The organism is Terriglobus sp. YAF25 (assembly GCF_052113305.1).
Taxonomy (GTDB): Bacteria; Acidobacteriota; Terriglobia; order Terriglobales; family Acidobacteriaceae; genus Terriglobus.
The window spans coordinates 1-5,037 of sequence record NZ_JBFRCY010000311.1 but is presented as its reverse complement, the minus strand read 5'-3'; the positions used below and the strand labels follow the sequence as shown (position 1 = coordinate 5,037).

The window sequence follows — 5,037 nt, the reverse complement described above, 5'->3', positions numbered from 1 at the left end:
GAATTCCTCCTGTGCGTGTCGTAAGCACAGGCGTACCGCTGGACATCGCTTCTATGAGGACCAGGCCAAAAGGTTCGTCCAAGGAGTTCAATACAAGCAGGTCGGCTGCTCGCAGGAGTGCCGACGTATTACGGATTTCACCAATGAGGTGCACCCGGCCCTTGAGCTCCGGTGTGGCTGCAACATGGCGAAGCGTCTCAAAGTACTCCTGCTCATGATCGAAGACGACCTTTCCCGCGATGACGAGATGCATCGTCGGCGCCAGTTGACGTATGCCCTGGAAGGCTCGGACGAGCTCCACCAGCCCCTTGCGCGCGCAGATCTGTCCTACAGCGCAAACCAGAAATGCATTGTCGGGAACTCCGATTGTCGACCGAAAATCACGATCGCCGTAGGCTTTCAGCGGGAACTGGGCGAGATCGGTTCCGTTATAGATGGTGTTCACTTTCCCGCCGAAGGGAAACAGGCCACGGAAGGCTTTGGCTACAGCATCAGAGACGGTGACGATTTGCGTGCGGCGTGAAAGAAAGGCGAGGAAGCGGATTGCGCTGCTGAAAGGATGTCGCGGGAGCGTGTCATGTACGTGCCAGATTGACGGACGCGACATACCTGCAGTCGCCAGGGAAACAACGATGCCTGCACGCAATGTGTTCGCATGAACAATGTCGGGTTTGAGATAGGCGACCGTCCGGCGAACGGCAACTACGGCCTGGCTTATTGTCCGGGCGGCTTGCCATAGCTGGCTCAGTCGCCATCCGAAGCGGGCCCGTACCTGTGGGATTTCGACGCATGGAACGTCTTCTGCCGTTACCGCCCTGGTAAGGCGACCATCCGCTGGGCATGCAACGAAGGGTTCGTAGTATCTGCGGTCAAGTCCTTTGATCATGTCCAGAAGGACTCTCTCCGCGCCGCTCACCTGGCCTGTGTGGTTGATATAGAGGACTCGCATGCGTCCGAAGGAGTTCATGCGGCCCCCGTCTCACGCAGGACGACAGGCACAGTCCGGGCGAGGATCTTCAGGTCGAGCTCAAGTGACCAGTTGTCGATATATTGCAGGTCGAGTTCGATCCAGCGATCGAAGCTCACATTACTGCGTCCGCCAATCTGCCACAGGCATGTGAGTCCGGGTTTGACGCTGAAACGGCGCATCAGCCATGCCTCAGAAAACAGACCTACGTCGCGCAGGTTCAGAGGACGTGGACCGACGAAGGACATCTCTCCCTTGAGGATGTTGATGAGCTGCGGTATCTCGTCGATGGAGGTCCTGCGGAGAAAGGCTCCTACCTTCGTTACGCGAGGATCTTTGAAGATCTTGAACACCGGGCCGCTATTCTCGTTGAGATGTTCGAGCGATGCTTGGGCAGCCTCAGCATTGACGACCATCGTGCGGAACTTATAGATCCGGAAGATGCGGCGTCCAAGGCCATAGCGCTGCTGCAGGAAGAACACGGGACCAGGGCTGGTGCTCTTGATGAGAATGGCTACGATAAGGAACACCGGCGCGCAGAGGATCAAGCCAAAGAGTGCGCCGGCAATGTCGATCCCTCTTTTAATGCGATGACGGTAGTCGTCCTCAACCATCTTGAGAATTACCTTGCGGTCGTCGTGGCGTTCCCGATAGCAGCGGCCTCGGCGCGAAGCATCGAAGAAGAGGTCATCGCGATACTGCACCTGGACACCCACTCGCTCGCAGACCGAGATCGTGTGTTCGATGGCGGCATAATCCGATTTCGCCGGCAGAGCGACGATGACCTCGTCAACGACCTGCTTCAGCAGGATGTCTTCAAGATCTCCAATCTTTCCGAGACAGTCGGCCGGCGTTTTCGACTGATATACGATGCCGTCCACACGGCCCAGGATCTTGTAGTCCCATTTCGGGTGTGCTTTGAGCTCCTCAGCGATCCGGCCGGCGCGCGCACGCTTGCCGACGATCACGGCATATCTGCTCTTCCGGAAACGAGGTTGCACATAACGGCGAAAGAGCCCGATTGCGATTCTCGACAACATGACGCCGGTGCCGGCGATGACCCAGAAGAGCAGTGCTTCTCTTACAAAGTGGCCATGGTGCCAGATCGTGGAGATCGTCCTTCCTGCGATCAGTGAAGAGAGGAAGGTTGCCAGGACGACTCTGCCTGGAAGGCCCTTTATCGACCGCACATGCCGCCAGGTATAAAGTCCGCAGTAGGAGAAGATGGTGTGCCACAGGATCAGACATACTGCCAGTACGGCAAAATGTCCGATAGAAATCCGCATGGACAGAAAATCAAGGACGTTGCTGGAGATCCCAGGCCGTCCGCCTCCAGCCCACAGAGCCAGATAGATAAGAGCCGCACTCATGCACGTAAGGTCGCCTATGCGGCCCGCAGGTCCGGCTATGGCTCTCGCAACTGACGGTTGTAGGCGAAGTGCAGACTCTGTCGGCATAGGCGCAATGAGCGGCGTGCTGAGCGACTCAAAGCGGGTTGCCGAGCGATCGTCGAACTGCGAATTCTTCTGCTGCACCGCAAACCTCCATCGATGAAACGAAAAAGAGCGTACGAATCCTGACGGCTGTGCGAGGCAGGGCGCAGCTAGCCGTTACCGTTCAGGAAGAGATGCCTATGGCATCTGAGTCGGGTTGAAAAATATGCCGAGGTTGCTCGCCTTCATGAAGCGGGCGAGGTGTTCCATTTTGTTCCGGGTCACCAGCAACATATCTCCTGGCTGTAACTCGGTATCTTTTTCCAACTCGGCCTTGGTTTTCACATTGTGCAGGTTGAGCTTGCGCACTTCAGCGTCATCGGCGTTGATCTTCCGAAAGAGAATGACCTGCGTGTCGCGCGCAGAGTCTTTGAAGCCGCCTGCCAGCATAACCGCCTGCAGTGCTGTTGTATCGTCTCGCAACTCGAACTTCCCGGGATGTTCCACCTCACCGGCAATGACCACGTATGGGTGCTCGAACTCCTGCAGCGTGATTGTCAGTTCCGGATTGTTGAGCCGGGCAGAGGCCTTCTGCACAATTTGATTGTGGGCATCATCAATGGAGAGTCCTGCGACCTTGATGTTGCCGACGATGTTCAGATTGACGCAGCCATCGGGCTGCACCTTGATTGTCTGATTGAATTCCGGGGTATAGCGATAGTTGAGGACGATGACGTCGCCAACATGCAGGGTATACACAGGCCGATGGTGCAGTTGCTGGTCAGCACCCAGCAAACGATGGCTTGGCGCCACCAGGAGAATGGCCAGCGTAATGGCCAACTTCACTGCATTCCATTGTCTTCCGGAAACTTGCTTACCTTCTATGCACTGGGGGATAACCATCGGGGCACCTCGCTAGTTTGCTTGTTGAGGATGTAACCAAGGACGGTTCCACCGGCAGCGGTGATCGCCTGCTCGGCCTGGCGTGGCTGATGTCGGAGTGTTCGGTTGGCCTCCGCCACCAGAATGACGCCATCGACGAATGGGGCAATGCTGAACAGGTCTCCGGATTGATCCAGGGAAGGGCAGTCGATGATCGTGTAGTCAAATTCAGAGCGCAGGAGCTCGATACAGTCGCGCCGGTAGCGCCAACTGCAATCCCATGGACTACGCCGTTCCGACAGCACGAGCGGCCGGGGACTACCTGCCGCATCATCTCCATAGTCTTCCTTAGGGTGATTTCCCGATCTTGCAACCGAGTTGCGGATGGCTTCGACAGTTGGCTCATGCAGCTTGCGTAAGAAGCTCAAATTGATTCCGGCTACCGACGAAAGGTCAGAGCTGGAGAGTTCCTGGAGCAAAGCCCGGGCTACGTAGGTGACACCTCCGCCGGTGTTACTTGAGCAAAGGGCGATAACCACTCCGGAATCCTGCTCTCGCGGCTTCTGCAGGATGGTGTAGAGGAGTGTTTGATATACCGAGCGTGAGACATCTGCCGATGCTGCCCATTCTGCCGTCTCCGGATGATCGAGAATTATCTTCATATCAGGTACCCTTCTTAGCGATATCGAACTAGACTTGCCCTCTGTATCTTTTGTGGTTCCGCGTTGGCAGTAAGTCCAATCAAGACCGGACCAAAGTCCGGAAGCCGTTCTTTCTTTCTCTTGCGGTCCTTATCCAGCGGCACTGTTGCCAGGACTGGATAGCGCGCGTATTTGTCCAACTCGTACGAGTTGGCAATGGTTTCTCTTCCCATCTCGGCGAGGAATACCAGGAAGCTGGCGAGGAAGATTGCAGTGAGACCACCCAGGATCGAGTCCACGACTGGCTTTGGACGAAATGGCATCGCAGAGTAGGTCGGATTTTGTTGTATTGCAACGTTGAGCAGGCGGTTTTCGTTCATGGAGTCCGCCATCTGTGCTTCATCGTGCTTTTGCGTATAAAGCTGATAGTTATTGGTCAGGTCGGCAACCTTCTGGCGTAGCGTCGTGTATTCGACCGTAGAGTCTTCAGCGTGAGAGAGATTCCTGCGGAGCTCGCTAACCTGTTGGGACAGTGCATCGCGTTTGGCCTGTAAGGCCTTACGATTCGTCTGGTTCAGGATGATGGAGCCAGTCATGGACTGCCAGACCGGGTTTACGTCCGTCGAGCTCTCCTGCGAGGTCATCTGTTGCGCATTCTTCAGGGCAGATTTGGTGTTCGAGATTTTCGTTTCAATCTCCTGCACAATGCGGTCCTGCGGGGTGAACTTCGTCAGCAACGAGGTGCGCTCATTCTGCAACTCGGCAAGCAAGGTATTCAATCGTTCCACGGAGTAGTCATTGGGAATGGTGCGCTGCTGCGTCGTCTGCCGCGGAGCGATGCCGGACAGTTGATGTGTGTCGCTCGCGATGCGCTGTGTCATCTCTCCGATTTGAGCGTCCAGGCTTCTCACTTCAGTCTGGGCGTCATTGATCTGGCGATCGATATTCTGCTCTGTCTCGGGCAGCGATACGATATTGTGCTGCTGTTGATACTGCGCCAGCTCCAGCTGCGCTTTGTCGAGATCGGTTTTGTAGTGTGCGGCTTCGTTGGCGAAGAATTGGGAGGTTCCCGGCGGCTGTGCAATCTCACGATGTTTCGCAAGGAAGGCATTCA

The 5,037-nt window shown here is 55.9% G+C and carries 5 protein-coding genes; all 5 read right to left on the bottom strand.

Annotated elements, in window-relative coordinates; translation table 11 throughout:
* Window positions 1–967: glycosyltransferase (locus AB4043_RS14065; RefSeq protein WP_442307320.1), on the bottom strand; the 967-nt coding region annotated here is incomplete at its 3' end.
* Window positions 964–2,502, bottom strand: a complete 1,539-nt coding sequence (locus AB4043_RS14060) for a sugar transferase (protein ID WP_442300911.1) — start codon at window positions 2,500–2,502, stop codon at window positions 964–966. The genes AB4043_RS14065 and AB4043_RS14060, both read right to left, overlap by 4 nt.
* Window positions 2,503–2,598: 96 nt before the next feature.
* Complete coding sequence (locus AB4043_RS14055) at window positions 2,599–3,303, bottom strand: polysaccharide biosynthesis/export family protein (protein WP_442307319.1); 705 nt, start codon at window positions 3,301–3,303, stop codon at window positions 2,599–2,601.
* The gene (locus AB4043_RS14050) at window positions 3,282–3,944 is read right to left on the bottom strand and encodes a hypothetical protein (protein ID WP_442300913.1); all 663 of its coding nucleotides are present in this window, start codon (window positions 3,942–3,944) and stop codon (window positions 3,282–3,284) included. The genes AB4043_RS14055 and AB4043_RS14050 overlap by 22 nt, the downstream gene beginning before the upstream one ends.
* Window positions 3,945–3,958: 14 nt before the next feature.
* The coding region (locus AB4043_RS14045; protein WP_442307318.1) for a GumC family protein at window positions 3,959–5,037 on the bottom strand (1,079 nt) is incomplete at its 5' end.